The organism is Pseudomonas syringae group sp. J254-4 (assembly GCF_032586855.1).
Taxonomy (GTDB): domain Bacteria; phylum Pseudomonadota; class Gammaproteobacteria; order Pseudomonadales; family Pseudomonadaceae; genus Aquipseudomonas; species Aquipseudomonas amygdali.
The window spans coordinates 1-17,566 of sequence record NZ_JAWHOO010000034.1 but is presented as its reverse complement, the minus strand read 5'-3'; the positions used below and the strand labels follow the sequence as shown (position 1 = coordinate 17,566).

Below are 17,566 nucleotides of genomic sequence, written 5' to 3'. Positions count from 1 at the left end.
TCACGACGCTCTGCGTCGTCAAGAGGACGCGGAGCGTCCAGAAACGGCATGCGACGCGGAGCGCCGCACGATAGTTGCGATCATCGTTCCCGCTACAGGCCTCAGCTCCGTATCAGTGCGCCCGCAAGCTTTGCTATTCTTCGCGCCCTGTGAGCGCCAGGCGCTTTTTTCAGCCATGTTTCGGGGGCTTCATGACGGCCATCGTTCAATCCACTCCGCAACCTTTCACCAAAGGCGACTACAAGACTCTGAGTCTTGCGGCGCTGGGTGGCGCGCTGGAAATCTACGACTTCATCATCTTCGTATTCTTCGCGCTGACCCTCAGCCAGCTGTTTTTCCCGCCCGACATGCCCGAGTGGCTGCGTCTGCTGCAAAGCTTCGGGATCTTCGTGACAGGCTATCTCGCACGCCCGCTGGGCGGCATTCTGATGGCGCATTTTGCCGACCGGCTGGGACGCAAGCGGGTGTTCAGCCTGAGTATTCTGATGATGGCCCTGCCTTGTCTGCTGATCGGCGTCATGCCCACCTACGCACAGATTGGTTACTGGGCACCACTGGTGTTGCTGGCGTTACGCATTCTGCAAGGCGCAGCGGTCGGCGGCGAAGTACCCAGTGCCTGGGTCTTCGTGGCAGAGCACGCACCCCAGGGGCATCGCGGCTACGCACTCGGGGTGTTGCAAGCCGGCCTGACGTTTGGATACCTGCTCGGTGCGCTGACCGCAACATGGCTGGCAAGGGTCTTCAGCCCGGGTGAGATTCTTGACTGGGCGTGGCGTATTCCGTTTCTGCTGGGCGGTGTTTTCGGCGTCGTGGGCGTCTGGTTACGCCGCTGGCTGAACGAAACGCCAGTGTTTATCGCCATGCACGCCCAGCGTGAAAACCTGCCTGCACTGCCGCTTGGCCAGGTCCTGCGCGATCATCGCCAATCCTTGCTGCCTGCCGCACTGCTGACGTTTGTGCTGACCTCCGCAGTGGTCGTGCTGGTGGTGATCACGCCGACGGTCATGCAGCAGCGCTTCGGCATCAGCGCGAGCACTACGTTTGCCCTGAGTGCGGTGGGCATCGTCTTCCTCAATATCGGCTGCGTGTTGGCAGGCATGCTGGTTGACCGCATCGGTGCGTGGCGCGGCATCATCATCTACAGCCTGCTGCTGCCGCTGGGTATAGGCGTGCTTTACGCCAGTCTCATCCAGCAATGGATGCCGCTGGGTATCGCCTACGCCATCGCAGGGCTGGCCTGCGGGGTTGTCGGCGTGGTGCCTTCGGTGATGGTCGGACTGTTCCCTGCGAACATTCGTGTGTCTGGCATCTCGTTCACTTACAACATCGCCTACGCTTTTTGGGCGAGTACCACGCCATTGCTGCTCATCGCGCTGATGCCCTGGAATATCTGGGTTTGTGTGCTCTACAGCCTGGTCATGGGAATTGTGGGTCTGACGACCGCTGCAGTATTCGGCTTGCGCCGGTGTGTGGTGGTAGATGACCTGGCAGCCGGCCGAAACGGTTAGCATCAAGCCTGTTCCTGCTGGCGCGCCTCTTTCTCGCAAGCAGCCGCTCATCTATATGGGCGGTTTGCGCAAATGAAAAACATCAAGAAAGTTCTTCAAGTCAGGCGCGGTCAATTGTAACAAGTGATTGTAATTCTGTTTGCTCAAGTCTATCTTGCGCCCCTCTATATTATTTTTATTTACTGAGCTGGTGTGCTGTTGGCTGCCACGATTCCGACGTGCCTCGATTGGTGGGTTATTTGTGATTTCGTTAAATTGATAGAGGTAATTGTTCTGTATTTTCTGTAGGAGATTTCTTTAATAGTTTATTGCTTCATGATTATTCTCACAGGTCTTTGTTTTTGGCAGGATTTTGGTTTCTATTCGGATTTAATAAAAAACAATACTAAATAAAATGGTTTCTGTGCCGATTTACTTTTTAGGTCATGGAAGACGTGTGTATGAAACATCCTACAAATTTGCTTTAGGGCAAAATGATGGCAAGGGGAAGTAGCATGGAGGTGACAATGAGAGAGCAAGAGGTTCTTGGCCTGCTGTTGCAGGGCTGTACGAATAAGGAAATCGCCAGGCAGCTCCGTATCAGTGACTATACGGCTCGCGATCACGTGTCTTCGCTACTAAGAAAGAGCCGTGTAAAGACCCGTGTCGAGCTCATGGCGCGTTGTGTTTCTTTATGGCTTCCGGGAAAAAGTAACCGACCCCCTACATCTGTCGGATTGCGCAACGAGTCAGCACATACATAATGTGTCTTGTCACAGAACACATCTTGTCAGGGCGATCAGCGTTATCGGGGCAGTGCCCCAAGGTCAATAATTTCACTATTGCACTACGGTTGATTTCCGGTGGTCGGCTATCTGGTTGCCCGGAACAGATGGTTCTAAAGTCCGTCCTTACGGCAAACCGTAAAAAATAAAAAGGAGCAATCATGACTGTTTGTTTTGTTCGGGGCCGTTCTGAGTCCGATCAGTCATTGCGGCTGGATCCGCATCGGCCCGGTTTGAATCTCACAACAGACTTCCATCGCCTGGCAACCCGGCAGTCGGCACTTTCGGTAACGCAACTTGCCGAGCAACAGAAAAAACTGTCCGGCCCCGTTGGCCTGTTTGCCAAGCTCTGCCGACAGGTTCGTTCGCATGGACGCCAGGCCCCGTTGATCGAAGAGGTCGAGCGGCTTGAGGGGCGCAAGCGCAAGTGGCTGGCCGAGCAGGCTGTACAGTTCATCCTGGGCTTGCACGGCCGCCGGCCAGCGGTCGACAACCCGTTCAAAGGCCTGTTGCGCGAAGACCTGTGTTGCATCGTGTTCGATGACGAATCGCTGCACACGCTGGTCGAGCGTTACACTGCCGGTGAAGCACTGCGGCACCAGGACAGTGAGTACTTCGTCAAACTCATTGCCACCACACGGAACACGGTCGAGCGACGAATCGTCTTCCACGGCCTGCTCGAACACTTCGACCGATTACTGCCGATCGAAAAGAGCATCTACCCGCTCAATTATCGCGCCACCCAGCTTGCCCATCTGGAGCAGGAAGAAACCCTCTACGGCAAGTTGATCATGGAGCAGCCCATTAGCGCACTGCTTGAAGTGCATACCCCTGCATGGCTGTTGGAAAATCTTTCCTTTTTTGAGTTTTCGATTGATTGAGAACCCGCCCTGGATGTCCACGGGCTAAGGCTTTTTCTGAAAAGTATTTGATATGGATATATAAAGCTGTTCGGGGTTTACGATTTTTTCAGTAATGGTTTTAAATTTTTTCGAGCTTTTTGAAGGCGTAGCATTAAATACCGCATGTTTTTATCAGTGGCTTATACAATAAAAGAGTAGTAAGAAGAATCGCAAATGCCGCGTGTTTTTAATGATAAATCATTGGGAAAAGTGTTATGAAAAAAATAGTACCTCTGTTGCTGTTGCTGTTGTTTTTGTCTTCGGCCAGTCAGGCTGCAGATTACTCGGTGACAACTACAAGAACACCTACGACTATAAACGGACCTGGGCATAATGCATTCTCCAGGCACCAGTTGAGATTGTCCGATTACCCTCGCGGGGCGGCCAATAACTCCCGATTGCGGAAAATCTCATGGACGGCGACATCATTTCCGGACAGTAAAGGTGAGCGCGCCAATCTTTGCTTTCGAACCACGGGTGTGCACGATATCGATTGTGTAACTATTATTCCTGGCGCTCCAGGTAGTACTGAGCTCTTCAATAATCTCGGTTTTAGCTACGCGTCGGATGTGATCATTCGGCACAACGCTGAAAGTGGACCTTGGCAAAGTAAGCCGTTGGGGGCGGAAACAGTCACCTTTCATTTAACGTATTGATTGTCGACCCCTGACGATAAACGTCAGGGGTTCTATAGGCCAGGAGTCCACTTTATGCGGGTAATCAGCTCTGGAATAGAAGCGCTGGTAACAGCAAGGCAACTCGATGAAAAAATAGCCTCTAAAAAAATACCCGTTCTTGCTAACTCATCCAGTCATACAAACTTTCTGGACCCCTCCGTGACAATCAGTGGCGGGGCGATTCTCAAGCAGAGAATTTTCGGACTGACAGACCCTAAATTTCCAGCACCCATGCTGGGTAAGGCAGAGTGCGGCACGTCCATGCCTGAAACCTCTTTTTTAACACGGGATGACCGGAGGCTTCTTGGCGAGGTTTATGAGTGGGCCAGAGATCAGGGGGCTGATCTTTTCTACGTCGATGACTTGGCGTTTGGGCTGGCATCCTACAGGGAGAAAGACGATGGAAGGATCTGGTCTCGTCATAACCAAGGCAAGACCTATGACATGGAAGGGCACAAGGTCTTTTACAGTTTTACAGATACAAATGCGGCGACGGCCAAGCGTATTAGTGAGGGAAGCGCTTTAACAACGACACGGCTGGATCAGGGTTTTATTCGTTTTATCACGGACAAAGACTACGGTGCCCTTGGTCACAACCACTTTGAGTTCATGGAAAAAGTCATCAATCGTTTTTCGACGTCGGGGGAAAGGGACCAGCAACTTGGACCTGACTATGCTACCTATAAAAGCCAGAAAAACGACTACATTAGAACTCTGTCAAAGGAAAAGTACGCCCCTGGCGAGGGTGACATTCGGGAAACAGGCATCCCCGCTCAAAAAACCGCAAAACCCAAGGAAATCACCCTGGAAAGCCTGCGAGAAGACATGCGCAACTCGTTCATGAAGGCGATGGGCATCAAGAACTTCTCATCCCTGTTTGACGTCCTGTTCAAGAACCGGCGTTGACCGGTCAGGCATCGGCACTCAGTGGCTGGAGCTCTGACGGCATATCCTGAGCGCTGGCCACGCAGTTGCGACCGGTGCTTTTGGCGAGGTACAGCGCCTTGTCTGCTTCGTGCAACCAGGATGAAGCGTCCGGCAGTTCAGGAGAATAGGCGGCTATGCCGATACTCAGGCTGACCTTGAGATCGCGCTGCAGAGAGTAGGTCATTTCATCTATCGCCAGACGCGTGCGCTCCAGGATTTCCCTCGCTTGAAACAAGCGGGTGTCCGGCAGAATGACGCAGAACTCATCTCCGCCACAACGTCCGATCAAATCCGAGTCCCGCAGGTTTTCCATCAGTGCTTCGCTGATGTTCTGCAGCACGGTGTCGCCCATGAGGTGGCCGTAGGTATCGTTGATGACCTTGAAATGGTCAATGTCGATCAGTGCGATGACGCACTGCTGATGCTGGTTCTGGCTTTTTGCGTACTCCAGATCAAGCAGGTCTTTCCATGCGCCATGATTGAGCAGTCCGGTGAGGCTGTCGGTACGGCTTATTTTGCGCAGGATGTTGCGATGCTCCCAGAGCTTCAGGGTGACCTGATGGCTCATCCAGCCGATGAAAATAGGGTAAATCACCAGGACGGGAAGGCAGGCGTAGATCTGTGCAATGTTGCCATGCAGATTGACTACGGGGTTAAGCACGGCAAGCGAGATCAGCACCCCCAGCGCCTGTGCGCACAAGCCTTGCAGCATCAGGCGTGGCCCGGCAGCAGCCATGTTATGCATGGCCATCATTGCGATGACCGTAACGCTGGGCACGGCACTGAAGCCCATCGCGCCAATCCAGAACCCGCCCATCAGCGAGTCGAAGAGTAGATTGCGCCATTCAGCCTGATAGGGTTCGCGCGATTTTTTCGCAATCTGGTAAGCAACATGCGGCCAGATCAGGGCATTGAGCAGCGCCAGTGTCCAAAGCCAGTGTGCAGCATTCACGTAATACAAAGACACAGCGACAGTAATAAAGCCAACGCTGACACCGAGTGATCTCGGCGCGTAGATCCGCTTGGCGAATGCCAGTCCCTTGCGGTGATATGAGCTCATAGTTCCTTACCGGACATAACGTCTTGAATCGGTCAGAAACCATGACTCCTTGACCGAAAGGCTGGAGTTTGAGCGTTCGCCAGTGTCATGGGAAGAGCATTTTGCAGTGCAGTGTCAATTAGCTGCACATCGGGAAGGCTTGCCTGTTTCGGAGTCAATTAACTGACAAAAACAGCCAGGAAACAGGTTCAAAAATATGACGAAACATACCAGCAGCGGCACTCTGGAATAACCGGGCAGTGTAGTTGCGTCGTTGCAAAAGTACTGCCCGGTGATATCCGGCTAATCGAGCCGGGCCAGTTTATGCGCCGGCCTTGTTTTTCTGAATCCCGGTCATCCAGGCAACTGCAATGGCCAGTAACGCAACGACGGCTGCGACATACCCCACCGCATTCAGGCCCAGATGCTCAATGGTCAGGCCGCCAATGATTGATCCCAGACCTATACCTGCATTGGCCGCCGAGACATTCAAGGTTCCTGCCAATGCTTGGGCCTGCGGTGCCGCTTTCATCACCCTGATCTGACAGATAGGGAACAACGCCGTGTGAGCAATGCCCCAAATCACCAGCACCACGGCCAGCAGCGGCATCGAGCCTGCGGCGGGTACGCTTGCGGTCATGCCCAGTGCGAGCAGCAGCGCAAAGGCCATGGTCGAACCCAGCGGGCTACGGTCTACATAACGGCCGCCCAGCGCATTGCCGATCAGGCCGACTGCACCAAAGCCCATCAACCACCAGCCCACTTGAGCCGACTCGATACCTGCGATGCGTTCCAGTGTATCTGCCAGGTAGGTATAAGCCCCGAACATGGCAGTGAACAGCAAGATGGACAGCAGCAAGTTGGCGAGGAACAGCGGATCACGCAGGATTTTTGCCTGCTCGGCGAGGCCGACCTTTGCGGTAGGTTCAATGCGTGGCATCGACAACGCCAGTAACACTGCCATTAATGCAGACAGCAGCGTCAGCGCCCAGAACGCGCCGCGCCAGCCCACTGCATCGGCAAATACGGTGCCCAGCGGGATACCGAACAGCATGGCGGCGGAGATACCGAGGTAGACCTGCGCCACTGCCTTGCCGGCGCGCTTCGGTCCGGCCAGCAGGCTTGCGGTTTCACTGGCGGTACCCCAGAACACAGGCAGCGCCAGTGCCGGAATGAATCGCGCCAGTGCCAGCACCCAGATGTTGCTCGACACCGCAGCCAGAGCGTTGGAGGCCGCGAAGATCAGCAGGATGACGATGAACGTACGCTTGCGGTCCAGGTGCGAAAGCATGGCTGTCAGCGGCGGGCCAAACAGCATCACGGTGAAGGCGAATAGCGTAACCAGCAAACCGGCTGTAGAAATAGAAATTCCCAGATCGCGGGCCAGTGAAGGCAGCAGTCCTATGATGAGAAATTCGGTGGTAACGATTACGAAGCCAGCCAGCGCCAGAATCGCGATGGACAAGCCTGCATCGGTCGAGCTTTCGCTCTTGGTGCCGGAGGCGGCAGTTTCCAGAGACGGCATGATACGAACCCATGAAAAAATAAGTTCGCCAGCTTATTGCAGAAAATGATTCCTATCTTTGGCAAATATTCATTACATTGCGGAATTGAATTCACTAATGGGTAATCCACGTGCTGTCCACCGACCGCCTCAAGGGCATCGAAACGTTTGTCGCCGTTGCCAATGCAGGGAGCTTTACGGCAGCCGCTGACCGCTTGAGTCTGACCAATTCCGCAGTCAGCAAAAGCGTTGCACGCCTGGAGAGCCGCCTGGGCATGCGTCTGTTCGAGCGCACTACCCGAAGTCTGGCGCTGACCGAGGAGGGGGCGGCCTATCACGCTGTGTGCACGCGCATGCTTGCCGATCTGGAGGCTGCCGAAACCGCATTGGCGGCGCAGCGCACAGAACCTGCCGGACAATTGCGTATCGATCTGCCTGCGACCTTTGGTCGTTTGCACGCGCTGCCGCTGATCCTCGCCTTCACCGGGCAGCATCACAAGCTGCGCCCGCGGATAACCTTCACTGATCGTTTCGTCGACATTCTTGAGGAAGGTATCGACCTGGCCGTGCGCATCGGCGGTCCACCTGTCTGGCCAGCGGGCGTGGCGCACCGTTACCTGGGCACCGAACGGGTGATCTTCTGTGCGGCACCGGCTTATCTGGAGCGCTACGGCGTACCGACGACGTTCGAGGACCTCGCCAGTCACGCGTGCATTCTGTTTGGTCGTGGCGATGGCAGCACCAGCCCTTGGTTGTTTGTTGACGACCAAGGGCAGCGGGAGGCGCGCGCTGTCGAAGCGCGACTGGTTATCGGCAACGGCGAAGCCCAGGTGGCTGCGGTGACTTCGGCGTGGGGCATTGCTCAGTTGGCAACCTGGCTGATCAGGGAGCAGTTGAAGCGTGGCGAGCTGGTGGAGATCCTTCCACAACTGGCCACTGACGGTTTGGCGCTGCATCTGGCTTGGCCGCGCAACCGCGAGTCATTGCCCAAGGTGCAGGCGCTGGTCGAGCGATTGTCAGAGGCGTTGCGGGTGGATTAAGCCACGCTGGTCAGAGCCACCCGATGCTCGAATCATTCGCCTATGACGGCTTTCACCAGTGCTGCGTGCTCTTTCGGGTTCTTCGCGTTGGAGACCACATTGAGCACGGCTGCGCGGGCACCCGAAGCGGCAATGATCGATGTGCTCAGAACCTGGGCGTCGCTCATGGTCGCCGAGGTATCCAGCTGCCGCACACCCAGACCGTTCTTCTTGACGATCTTTTTGTCACCCAGCTTTTTGAAGTCTTTGTAGCCGGTACTCTGCTGGGCAAGTATCCCGGTGACCAGGCCATCAAGCACTACGCCGTCGTTGTCGCTGGCCTGCACGCCCATTGGCATAGGCGTCTCGGTAACGATCAGCACGCGCTTTTCAGCGGCGTTGGTGTAAAGCGCACCCGTTACCCCCTGAGCCTTGGCCTTCGCGTCAATCTCGGGCATCTCGCCCTGCACGTAGCCCGCAGGAATGGTAAACGCCAGTTTGCCACCCAGCAACGAAGCCTTTTGTACCGCAGCGGCGGCAGGCGCAGCCGCTTGGGGCTTGGTCGCGGCCTGAACGCTGACCATGCTCTGGCAGGCTGCCAGCGCGACACACACAACGATTGCCTTGAAACCGAAAGACCGCATGGAAATTCCTTTTTTGTCTGTTAAATGGATCGAGTAAATGGATCGAGGCCTGTGTGCCCGAGGAATGTGAGTTGCCCGGCAGGTAAAAGTGCCCATAAAAAAACGACCAGCAAGATCACTCTGGCTGGCCGTCCTTTTGCTGCGTTTCGCTTATTCGGCGATCTGCAGTTTGCGCGACTCGGTATAGACGTAACGCACCTTCTCGTACTCGAATGGCGAGTTCAGCTGGCCATAGCGGAAGCTTGTGACATACCGGCGGTCAATCGCACGCAGCACGGTGATTTCCGGATGGTCGTCGCTGACTTCGGCAACGTTCAGGAAGTTGATCTGGTTTTCAGCCGTGTAGTCGAACAGCATGCCGCCAGTGTCACGCAGGTTCGATGGGCCGAACAATGGCAACACCAGATAAGGGCCGGCGGGAACACCATAGAAGCCCAGCGTCTGACCGAAGTCTTCGCTCTGGCGCGGTAGCCCCATCATGGTCGCCGGGTCCCACAGACCGGCGATGCCGATGGTGGTGTTGAGCAGCAGACGGCCGGTGGTGTCCAGCGAACGCTCGCCCTTGAACTGCAGCAGGCTGTTCAGCAGGTTGGAGATGTCGCCCAGGTTACTGAAAAAGTTGCTCACGCCGCTGCGCACGAAGCCGGGTGTGATGTAGCGATAGCCGTCCACGACCGGCAGGAACACCCATTCATCAAAGCGGTAGTTGAAGTGGTACACCCGACGGTTCCAGGATTCCAGCGGGTCGTAGACTTCCAGCGCGTTGATGGAGGCGCGCTCGAACTCACGCTGATCCAGCCCCGGGTTGAATTGCAGTGACTTCAGCGGCTGAGTGAAACCGTCAGCATCGGTCTGACGGGCCACAGTGGCCGGGTGCTGAGCCTTGTTGCTGGTATCCGCGTCAGCGGCCTGGACTGTGCCGGCACAGAGCAGAGCGGCAAGAAGTAAAAGACGTTTAGCCACGGAAAAACTCCAGCATGGCGTCGGTGTTGACGCGGTAATTAAGGTTGCCGCAATGCCCGCCGTACGGATAAACGGTCAGACGATCCCCGAAGGTCTTGCGCAGGAAGCCCAGATCACCCGAGCCCAGAATCACATCGTCAGCGTTGTGCATGACGGCAATCTTGGTGTTGCTGTGCAGGTAATCCTTGAGGGCGTAAAGGCTGACCTGATCGACCAGCTGCAGCAGGCTACCGCCGTCAGTGCGGGCGCGCCACATCGGAATGACCTGTTCGGTCAGGTAGCAATCGAAGTCGCATTGCAGGGCACGCTTGAGGAACGGCGGCAGGCTGGTGCCTTCAGAAATAGGGAATTTCGGTGGCGTGATCAGACCGCGGCGGTTGATCAGGTCCGAGGTGAACGCGATGTCGGCAGACGAGAAGCGGAACGAGGTACCGATCAGCATCGCCATCTGCTCGTTGGTCAAATGCTGCTTGGACTGCTGGAAGTCGAACAGCAGTGCATCGTTAAGGTCGATGTAACCCTTTTGCCGGAAGTAACGGGTCAGCTTGGCCAGCACCAGTTCATAGAACGTGGTGGTGTTGTTGATGCCCTTGACGTTGGTCTGCACCAGTTTGTCGAGGTTGCTGATCGAGGTGTAAAGGTTGACCGGCGGGTTGAGCAGCAGCACTTTCTTGAAGTTGAAGCTGCGGCGGGTTTCATCCAGCTTGCTGACGAAGGCGGCATTCAGTGCGCCGAGGCTGTAACCGGTCAGGTAATAGTCGGTCACCGGCAGTTGCGCCTGCTGGGCACGAATGGCCTGCATGACGCGATAAATGTCTTCTGCGTCGTCGGTGGACACGCCAGGAGTGGCAAAGCGCGATGCCGAACTCATGAAGTCGTAGCTGGTGGGCGAAGACAGCTGCACGACGTGGTAGCCCGCGCCGTAATAGAGCTTTTTCAGGAATTCATTGATGGTGCTGTTATACGGCGCGCCGGTGCCGGCGATCAGGAAAATCAGCGGGGCAGCGTGGTCCTGCTTCGCCAGGCGATAGTGCAGCTTTTTTACCGCCCAGAAGTTGTCCGGTAGGGTGAATTCGCGCTCGGGATGCAGGTTCAGGGTGTAGACGTCCTGATCGATGTCTTCATCGTCAGGCAGATCAGGGCGCAGATCGGGCGGGGTGGTCGCAATGGTCGCTTCAAACGGATTAGTCAGCGGGTAGCCATAGGTGGCAGAGTCGACGGTGGTTGCCAGAGCGGACGCACTTAAACACAAGCCACCTATAACGGTAGCGAAGCGCAGAAAACGGAGCATGACTAAATCCCTTGGGAAAGAAGTGCTGATGAGATACGCAGGCTATGACCAAGGTGTAGTGCCAAAGTGCCGCATCCACCGGTTAACCGTGTAAATTATGACGGAACAATACACGTTCTTTGGAATTTGCAATGCAGTTATGCGGTTTATTTTTCGCAGGCGACGTAGATTGGCGCACTTTGATCATGCAAGCGGGGGGCTGACTGCCGCTACATGCCGCTACGCTTCAGCTTCCTGGGGACGAAAAACACAAAGGAGAGCCGTAGCTCTCCTCCAATGTGTTTTACCTGCTCTTTTTATTGTTGTAGGGCGGCCTGTTATTGTTGTTGATGGCCAGTCCCTTTACAGCGTTGTTGGGCGACCCCCATTCGGGGTCAAGAGCAAACGTATTTTTTTGAGCGCTGACTCGCTTTAATCACCTGTCTGCACAACATCGTGATCCCACCGGTTCGGGAGCTACCTGAAGGTAGTTTTATTGTTCTCTGTCCGGTCGCGAGGCCCTTCACCGAAAGGTCCCTGTAAAGCTGATCCACTCCAAAAAAATCTGTTAGCTGCGCCTCTGTCCGTTTTGTTCTTGTTATGTCAGAGCCGTTACGTCTTGTTCTTATTGGTTTGCCGCTTCGTTTCTTGTTTTTGTTGTACAAGAGAGATAGCAGAAGCTGTGCCAACTTTCTAAAGTGCTTTTAAATCATAAGCTTACGATTATTGGCATCGCTCATGCGGGCCTGACGCCGTTAAAAATGTTTCCGTGTTACCCGTTCGAAGCGTGGTTCACGAGGCTGCGGTAACACATCCTGTTTCCTTTGCTGAATGAGACAGGGTGGTGCGCCGCAGATCTCCTGCGTCTATACGACGATCGTATCGATGTGTGTGTGGGGCGCGTACGCAAACCGTTCTGAAAGGTACAGGCAGGGTCGGGCAAGACGTTTTTAGGTGGGCGTTGTCGCTGATGGCTCGTTGTTGTCGTTTCCCGTTGTCCCGGTGTCGCAGACAGAGCATGTCTGCTTGCGCAGCAAGTCGATGATCAAGGTGGCGTTGCGGTGCGTGTCACTGCGCGTGGCAGCGATCAAAACGTGCAGGGCGCAGCGTGCCCCAAAGCCGGGCGTGGGTGCGGTCTTGAAAACAACGTTAACCAGTGCCGACAACCGTCGGTGCAGACTTCCGGGGAAGCGACAATGATGATGCGAAAAATACTGGGGGCGGGTGCCGCTCTGGTGCTTGCTGTCAGCTCCACGCTGGCGATTGCTGAAACCAAGACCCTGACCATCGGCTATGTGGAAGGCTGGTCCGACAGCGTCGCCACCACCTTCGTGGCTTCCGAAGTGATCAAGCAGAAGCTTGGCTACGACGTCAAACTGCAATCGGTCGCGGCCGGGATCATGTGGCAGGCCGTGGCCACCGACAAGCTCGACCTGATGTTGTCTGCCTGGCTTCCGGGCACCCACGGCGAGTACTACACCAAGTACAAGGATCAGGTCGTCAACTACGGGCCCAACTTCAAGGACGCCAAGATCGGCCTGATCGTGCCTGAATACGTGAAAGCCAAGACCATCGAAGACCTCAAGACCGATGCTTCCTTCAACAAGAAGATCACCGGGATCGATGCAGGTTCAGGGGTCATGCTCAAGACGGACCAGGCCATCAAGGACTATGGTCTGGACGGCTACAAACTGCAGGCGAGTTCCGGAGCAGGCATGATTGCCGAACTGACTCGTGCGGAGAAAGCGCAGAAAGCCATCGTCGTCACCGGCTGGGTACCGCACTGGATGTTCGCCAAGTGGAAACTGCGTTTCCTGGAAGACCCTAAAGGCGTTTACGGTGCAGCTGAAACCGTCGACAACGTCGCCAGCCTTGGCCTGGAGAAAAAAGCCCCCGAGGTCGTGGCCTTCCTGAAAAAATTCCAGTGGGCATCCAAGGATGAAATCGGAGAGGTGATGCTGGCGATTCAGGACGGTGCCAAACCTGAAGCTGCAGCCAAGGACTGGGTAGCCAAGCACCCGGATCGGGTAGCCGCATGGACCGCTAAATAGTTCTACAGCCCTCTGCAAAAGCCGTTTCAAGGCCGTCTGGTGCCATCGCCAGACGGCCTTTGGCGTTTCTGGATCACGGTATTTTCTGCACAGGCTGACTGATGGCGGACCTGTGCCGTGCAAAGAGGTTCATCTGCGGCTAATGTCGTTCTAATACTAAGGTCGTCTGGAGTGCGCGCAGGACCCGACTAAAGTGCGTTACGTGACATCTCATCTGTGCTGCGAGGACAAAAACAATGAACGACAGCATTTACCTCTCGATTCAAAACAGCCCGCGTTTCAAGGAGCTGGTATCCAAAAGAGAGCGGTTCGCCTGGATTCTCTCGGCGATCATGCTTGGCCTGTATGCGGCCTTTATTCTTTTGATTGCGTACGGACCCCATATTCTGGGGGCCAAGTTGAGTCCGACTTCAACCATTACCTGGGGAATGCCGATAGGCGTAGGGCTTATCCTCTCCGCGTTTGTGCTGACCGCCATCTATGTTCGCCGTGCCAATGGCGAATTCGATGACCTGAACAACGCCATCCTGAAGGAGGCTCAGCAATGATCCGGCGCCTATCAGCAGCACTTGGCCTGGCCACATTCGCGCCGACTCTCTGGGCGGCAGACGCATTGACGGGCGCCGTGCAGAAGCAACCCCTGAACATCGCCGCGATTATCATGTTCGTGGTATTTGTCGCCTTCACGCTGTACATCACTTACTGGGCGTCGAAAAAGAACAAGACCGCATCGGACTACTACTCGGCAGGCGGCAAGATCACCGGCTTCCAGAACGGTCTGGCAATTGCCGGTGATTACATGTCGGCAGCGTCCTTTCTGGGTATTTCCGCACTGGTCTACACCTCCGGTTACGACGGCCTGATCTACTCGATCGGCTTCCTGGTGGGCTGGCCGATCATTCTGTTCCTGATCGCCGAACGCTTGCGCAACCTGGGTAAATACACGTTTGCCGACGTTGCGTCGTATCGCCTCAAGCAAAAAGAGATTCGCACCTTGTCCGCCTGCGGCTCGCTGGTGGTAGTGGCGTTCTACCTGATTGCGCAAATGGTCGGTGCCGGCAAGCTGATCCAGCTGCTGTTCGGTCTGGACTACACGGTTGCGGTGGTACTGGTCGGTATCCTGATGTGCCTTTACGTATTGTTCGGCGGCATGCTGGCCACTACCTGGGTGCAGATCATCAAGGCGGTCATGTTGCTGTCCGGTGCGTCGTTCATGGCCCTGATGGTCATGAAGCACGTTAACTTCGACTTCAACATGCTGTTCTCCGAGGCGATCAAGGTTCACCCTAAAGGTGAAGCGATCATGAGCCCTGGCGGTCTGGTGAAAGACCCGATTTCAGCGTTCTCGCTGGGTCTGGCGCTGATGTTCGGTACTGCTGGCCTGCCGCACATTCTGATGCGCTTCTTCACCGTGAGCGATGCCAAGGAAGCCCGCAAGTCTGTGCTGTACGCGACCGGCTTCATCGGCTACTTCTACATCCTGACCTTCATCATCGGTTTTGGCGCGATCCTGCTGGTCAGCACCAACCCGGCGTTCAAGGATGCAGCGGGTGCCTTGCTGGGCGGTAACAACATGGCAGCGGTTCACCTGGCCGATGCGGTCGGTGGCAGCCTGTTCCTGGGCTTCATCTCTGCAGTCGCCTTCGCCACCATTCTGGCAGTGGTTGCCGGTCTGACTCTGGCAGGTGCTTCGGCGGTCTCCCATGACCTGTACGCCAGCGTGATCAAAGCGGGCAAGGCCAACGAGAAAGACGAGATCCGTATCTCGAAAATCACCACCATTGCGCTGGCGGTCGTGGCGATCCTTCTGGGTATTGCCTTCGAAAGTCAGAACATCGCGTTCATGGTGGGCCTGGCGTTCTCGGTCGCTGCAAGCTGCAACTTCCCGATCCTGCTGCTCTCCATGTACTGGAAAAACCTGACCACCCGTGGCGCCATGATTGGCGGCTGGATGGGCCTGATCAGCGCCGTGGTGCTGATGATCCTGGGGCCAACCATCTGGGTGCAGATCCTGCATCACGAGAAAGCCATTTTCCCTTACGAATACCCGGCGCTGTTTTCTATCGCCATCGCCTTCGTAGGTATCTGGTTCTTCTCCATCACCGACAAGTCGAAAGCGGCAGAGGGCGAGCGCGCCTTGTTCTACCCGCAATTCGTCCGGTCACAAACAGGCCTGGGTGCCAGCGGCGCGGTTTCGCACTAAGTGCTGAAGCAGTAAATGAAGCAGCCTTCGGGCTGCTTTTTCATGGGCCATAAAAAAGCCCCGCCTGGAGAGGCGGGGCTTTTGCCTGTTGCTTGAAGCAACAGGTTATATCTTGCCGAGCAATACCAGAATCAGCAGGATCACCAGGATAGTACCGATGATGCCCGACGGACCGTAGCCCCAGCTGCGCGAGTGCGGGAATACCGGCAGACCGCCAACCAGCAACAGAATCAGAACGATGATAAGAATAGTGCCGATGCCCATGATGAGTTCCCTCTTTCATTTAAGTTAGTTAACAGATGCAGTAAAAACTTTCATACCCAACGGTATTGAATTTGCCTGCTTGATTCATCCGACTGCGGTCGCTCAAGAAAGGTTTCATCTATTTTTAATAATTTCTTACATATCTAAAAAATCATTAAAATCATGGGCTTGATGTGTTTTTGTCGGACAATAATTCGGTTCCAATTGACAGAAAATACCTGAAATAGTCTTAAAAATAATTGAACTAAACGACGTGAAAAATTTCGGCTGATTTGCACAGGTGACCTGATTGAAGTCCAGCAGAGGGTACGCAGATGTTTTATCGAGTGACGGCAGATGCCGTGGTCGCGTTTCATCTACTGTTCATCGTATTCGTCCTGTTCGGCGGTCTGCTGGTAGTGAGCAGGCCGTGGCTGGCATTACTGCACGTTCCGGCAGTTGCGTGGGGGGCTGCGGTCGAGTTTCTGCACCTGTATTGCCCGCTGACACCGCTGGAAAACTCACTGCGCAGCACAGCCGGTGAGCAGGGATATGACGGCGGCTTCGTCGAGCATTATCTGATTCCGCTGATCTACCCGGCCGGGCTTACGCCGGGCATACAGCTGTGGCTTGGGGGCATTGTGCTGTTGGTCAATGTGTCGGTGTACGGCCTGTTGTTGATGCGTTTTGTATCACGCGTGCGGCATTCATAAGCTGCGGGTTTGCTCCAGGCATTCAGCGCCTTGATGGTGGGGTTATAGGGCCCCGGCTGTGATTACACTCAGGCAACTCCTGCACATCACAAGGCACTCGGCTATGCAAAACCGCATCATGATTACTGGCGCCGGCTCAGGTCTGGGTCGTGAAATTGCACTGCGCTGGGCGCGCGAAGGCTGGCGGCTGGCGCTGTCTGACATCAACGATGCCGGTCTGCAGGAGACCCTGACGCTGGTGCGCGAGGCGGGTGGTGACGGGTTCGTTCAGCGTTGCGATGTTCGCGATTACAGTCAGCTCACGGCGTTTGCTCAGGCATGTGAAGAGCGACTGGGCGGCATCGACATCATCGTCAACAACGCTGGCGTGGCGTCGGGTGGCTTCTTTAACGAGCTGTCACTGGAAGACTGGGACTGGCAGATCGCAATTAACCTGATGGGCGTCGTCAAAGGCTGCAAGGCGTTTTTGCCTATGTTGCAGGCCAGCAAAGGCAAAATCATCAATATTGCGTCGATGGCCGCGCTGATGCAGGCCCCGGCCATGAGCAATTACAACGTCGCCAAGGCAGGGGTTGTAGCGCTTTCCGAAAGCCTGTTGGTTGAACTGCATGATCAGGGCGTCGGCGTGCATGTGGTCTGCCCGTCGTTCTTTCAGACCAACCTGCTGGATTCGTTTCGAGGCCCGACACCTGCCATGAAAGCGCAGATCGGCAGACTGCTGGAGAAGTCACCGATCACTGCCGCAGATATTGCCGACTACATCTTCAGGCAGGTAGCCGAAGGCGAGTTCATGATCCTGCCCCACGAAGAAGGCCGAATGGCCTGGGACCTGAAGCGCAAACAGCCACAGGCGATGTATGACGAAATGACCGTCATGTGCGCAAAGATGCGCGCCAAGGCGCAGAAAGGGCACGCCTGACGCCGCCCAGAAGCGGACGCGAGCATCTCACTATCGTGCGACGCTCCCACGCTGGAGCGTACGGAACGATATGACTATCGTGCGACGCTCCGCGTCGCATGCGTTTCCGGACGCTCTGCGTCCTCCTGCGACGCAGAGCGTCGCGACCTGCATTCCCACGCTGGAGTGGTATGACCCCCGAAGGTTGGACGCAACCTTTGGAGGCGTCATGGGTAAATAT

General features: G+C 55.6%; 16 protein-coding genes. 10 read left to right on the top strand and 6 right to left on the bottom strand.

The annotated features are described in order from the left end of the window. Window positions 1–191 precede the first annotated feature (191 nt). From RYB09_RS26110 to RYB09_RS26095, 4 genes are all read left to right on the top strand, one after another. Window positions 192–1,508 (top strand): MFS transporter, encoded by a 1,317-nt coding sequence (locus RYB09_RS26110; RefSeq protein ID WP_316890848.1) that lies wholly within the window; start codon window positions 192–194, stop codon window positions 1,506–1,508. Between the two features lie 473 nt (window positions 1,509–1,981). Further along, window positions 1,982–2,251 (top strand): helix-turn-helix domain-containing protein, encoded by a 270-nt coding sequence (locus tag RYB09_RS26105; protein WP_316890847.1) that lies wholly within the window; start codon window positions 1,982–1,984, stop codon window positions 2,249–2,251. A 182-nt stretch (window positions 2,252–2,433) separates the two neighbouring features. Further along, window positions 2,434–3,153 carry a hypothetical protein gene (locus RYB09_RS26100; protein ID WP_058408822.1) on the top strand — a complete coding sequence of 240 codons (720 nt, stop codon included), beginning with the start codon at window positions 2,434–2,436 and terminating at the stop codon, window positions 3,151–3,153. Window positions 3,154–3,884: 731 nt separating this feature from the next. Beyond that, on the top strand, window positions 3,885–4,757 hold the full coding sequence (locus tag RYB09_RS26095; protein WP_058400144.1) for a hypothetical protein: 873 nt from the start codon (window positions 3,885–3,887) through the stop codon (window positions 4,755–4,757). A gap of 4 nt (window positions 4,758–4,761) precedes the next feature. On the opposite strand, the gene RYB09_RS26090 is transcribed toward RYB09_RS26095, so the two are convergent. Continuing rightward, window positions 4,762–5,838, bottom strand: coding sequence for a diguanylate cyclase (locus RYB09_RS26090; RefSeq protein ID WP_058400145.1), 1,077 nt, complete (start codon window positions 5,836–5,838; stop codon window positions 4,762–4,764). 301 nt (window positions 5,839–6,139) lie between these two features. Continuing rightward, window positions 6,140–7,342, bottom strand: a complete 1,203-nt coding sequence (locus tag RYB09_RS26085; RefSeq protein WP_316890842.1) for an MFS transporter — start codon at window positions 7,340–7,342, stop codon at window positions 6,140–6,142. A gap of 110 nt (window positions 7,343–7,452) precedes the next feature. Between RYB09_RS26085 and RYB09_RS26080 the strand changes: the two genes are divergently transcribed. After that, the gene (locus RYB09_RS26080; RefSeq protein WP_316890840.1) at window positions 7,453–8,361 is read left to right on the top strand and encodes a LysR family transcriptional regulator; all 909 of its coding nucleotides are present in this window, start codon (window positions 7,453–7,455) and stop codon (window positions 8,359–8,361) included. Between the two features lie 32 nt (window positions 8,362–8,393). On the opposite strand, the gene RYB09_RS26075 is transcribed toward RYB09_RS26080, so the two are convergent. The 3 genes from RYB09_RS26075 to RYB09_RS26065 form a co-directional block, all read right to left on the bottom strand. Then, complete coding sequence (locus tag RYB09_RS26075) at window positions 8,394–8,984, bottom strand: polyribonucleotide nucleotidyltransferase (polynucleotide phosphorylase) (RefSeq protein WP_002552548.1); 591 nt, start codon at window positions 8,982–8,984, stop codon at window positions 8,394–8,396. 150 nt (window positions 8,985–9,134) lie between these two features. After that, window positions 9,135–9,947, bottom strand: coding sequence for a VacJ family lipoprotein (locus RYB09_RS26070; RefSeq protein WP_011168082.1), 813 nt, complete (start codon window positions 9,945–9,947; stop codon window positions 9,135–9,137). Continuing rightward, window positions 9,940–11,238 (bottom strand): serine/threonine protein kinase, encoded by a 1,299-nt coding sequence (locus RYB09_RS26065; protein ID WP_316890836.1) that lies wholly within the window; start codon window positions 11,236–11,238, stop codon window positions 9,940–9,942. Before RYB09_RS26065 ends, RYB09_RS26070 begins: the two co-directional genes overlap by 8 nt. Window positions 11,239–12,413: 1,175 nt before the next feature. Between RYB09_RS26065 and RYB09_RS26060 the strand changes: the two genes are divergently transcribed. From RYB09_RS26060 to RYB09_RS26050, 3 genes are all read left to right on the top strand, one after another. Next, on the top strand, window positions 12,414–13,268 hold the full coding sequence (locus RYB09_RS26060; protein WP_002552551.1) for a glycine betaine ABC transporter substrate-binding protein: 855 nt from the start codon (window positions 12,414–12,416) through the stop codon (window positions 13,266–13,268). 236 nt (window positions 13,269–13,504) lie between these two features. Continuing rightward, window positions 13,505–13,816 (top strand): DUF485 domain-containing protein, encoded by a 312-nt coding sequence (locus tag RYB09_RS26055; RefSeq protein WP_002552552.1) that lies wholly within the window; start codon window positions 13,505–13,507, stop codon window positions 13,814–13,816. Further along, complete coding sequence (locus tag RYB09_RS26050) at window positions 13,813–15,471, top strand: cation acetate symporter (protein WP_058400151.1); 1,659 nt, start codon at window positions 13,813–13,815, stop codon at window positions 15,469–15,471. Before RYB09_RS26055 ends, RYB09_RS26050 begins: the two co-directional genes overlap by 4 nt. A 105-nt stretch (window positions 15,472–15,576) precedes the next feature. Here the strand turns inward: RYB09_RS26050 and RYB09_RS26045 are convergent, their stop codons facing one another. Beyond that, a complete protein-coding gene (locus RYB09_RS26045) occupies window positions 15,577–15,735 on the bottom strand; it encodes a DUF3309 family protein (protein WP_002552554.1) in 159 nt (52 codons plus the stop codon). 314 nt (window positions 15,736–16,049) lie between these two features. On the opposite strand from RYB09_RS26045, the gene RYB09_RS26040 reads away from it, so the two are divergent. Further along, entirely contained in the window at window positions 16,050–16,427 is a 378-nt protein-coding gene (locus tag RYB09_RS26040; RefSeq protein ID WP_316890833.1) for a DUF2784 domain-containing protein, read from the top strand. A gap of 103 nt (window positions 16,428–16,530) precedes the next feature. After that, the gene (locus RYB09_RS26035; RefSeq protein WP_054071108.1) at window positions 16,531–17,346 is read left to right on the top strand and encodes an SDR family oxidoreductase; all 816 of its coding nucleotides are present in this window, start codon (window positions 16,531–16,533) and stop codon (window positions 17,344–17,346) included. The last annotated feature ends 220 nt before the right edge of the window (window positions 17,347–17,566 follow it).